Genomic DNA, 1,810 nt, shown 5'->3' on the forward strand with positions numbered 1-1,810 from the left:
GAGCTATCGACGTGGAGGTGGCCGTGCAGATATTCCACGCGGGCCCGGACCCCGCGCAGGCCGATGCCGGCGGCCGGGGCGTGGGGGGCAAAGCCCTGCCCATTATCTTCTATAAATACTTCGAGGGTGGCCGGGTGGCGCAGCACCTGCACCTGCACTTCACTGGCCGCGGCGTGCCGCACGGCGTTATGCAGCAGCTCGGCGGCAATGCGGTACGCGGCGTGCTGCAGGGGGGCGGGTACCGCGTCAATACCGGGGCCGAAATACGGGTGTACCACGGGGTGGCCCTGCAGATTAACTAAGTCCACGAGCGCTTGCAGCGCCGCCGAGAGGCTGCCCATCCCATTCCCCACCGGCAGCAGGGCGTGGCTGAACGTGCGCACATCGTCCCGTACGTGACACAATAAGACCTCGACCTGGCGGCCCACCGCCTCGGCCGCGGGCGACGTGGCCAGGGCTGCGCGCATGTCGGGTCCTTGCCAGGCCAGGTGCAGGGCCATCAGGTTTGGGCCCAGGGCATCGTGGAGTTCGCGGGCCAGCTGCGCGCGCTCTTCCTCCTGGGCGGCAATCAGGCGCGCACTTTGGGCGTTGCGCAGCGTGAGCTGCCGCAGGCGCAGCAGCGCATTGTGGCGCAGGGTGTGCCGGAAGCGGCCGGTGAGCAAGGCGCTGAGCACCACTAGTTCCAGTCCCAAGCCCCAGGCCAGGGGATTGGGGTACACGGGATTGAAGCTGGTCAGGCCCGCGTGATTCAGCCAAAACACGGCGAAGCCGGTGAAGAAGAAAAAATAGGTAAGCGTGTAGAAGGCCGCCAGCCGGCGGTGCTGCCGCCGGCGCGCCAGCAGCACCGCCAGGAGCGTCACCCAGCCGTAGGCAAAGACGGCCAGCAGCAGCAGCTCGCGCGTCGTGTTCAGCCCGCGCACCAGCAGCAAGCTGTGGCGCACCGCCCAGGGCAACAGGGCCGCGTACCCCAGTACAAAGACGACCGCCGCGCTGGCCAGCCCGTTGCCCACGCGTTCCAGTCCGGGCCAGCCGCTGCGCAGGCGCAGAAACAGCTGCATAATTTTAAGGCCGATGACCGAGGCCAGCAGCATTAAGTTGAACTGGCCGACCAGCCAGAGCAGGCGGTACCCGCTGGCGGGCAGCAGCAGGGCATCGAGCCCGTCCTCCATGAGCAGAAACAGAGTTACGCACCCCACGTAGGCCACGTACCAGAGGTAAATCCGGTCCCGCAGGAAAGCAAAGAGCACCAGGCTGAATAAGGCGCTGCCTAGGTAAAAGCCCAGCAGCCACACCCAGTGCCGCTCAAAGGGGAAGGTCATCTCCCAGGCCAGAAAATGCTCGGCGGTTTCAATATAGGTGGGCAGGTATACGCCCCCCGTATGTACCTCCACGCGCAGGTAGAGCTCAGCTGTCTCGTGCGGGTCCAGGGTAAAGGGAAAGCTCAGGGAGCGGGCCGGGTAAGGGCGCGCGGCGGCGGGTACCCACGAGCTGGCGGCGCCGAGTCGGGTAAAGGAGGCCTCGCCCGAGCGGCGGCAGTAAAGGGCGGCGCTGTCGGCAAAGTTGAACAGGCTCCACAAAAAGCGCAGGCGCTCGGGTTCCGTGTTGCGCACCACCAGGCGCAGCCACACCCGCTCATGCAGCAGGCCCAGGTTCAGGGGCTCCTGCCAGGGGCCGGGCCGAAACTGACCCGCCTGCCACTGGTGTTCGACGTGGGTCAAGGCTACGGGGGTGCTAAAGGGCTCCGTGTAATAGCGGTAGGCTTCGGAAATGTGCGGGCCCTTGGGGTCTTGAAGCAGTAGGGTATCGCGCA

1 protein-coding gene is annotated in these 1,810 nt (G+C 66.2%); it reads right to left on the bottom strand.

Annotation, left to right across the window (positions count from 1 at the left end):
• On the bottom strand, positions 1-1,718 hold a 1,718-nt coding region (locus ACW9KT_RS22270; RefSeq protein WP_457084600.1), incomplete at its 3' end, for a sensor histidine kinase.
• Between the last annotated feature and the right edge of the window lie 92 nt (positions 1,719-1,810).

This window comes from Hymenobacter sp. HD11105, assembly GCF_054051685.1.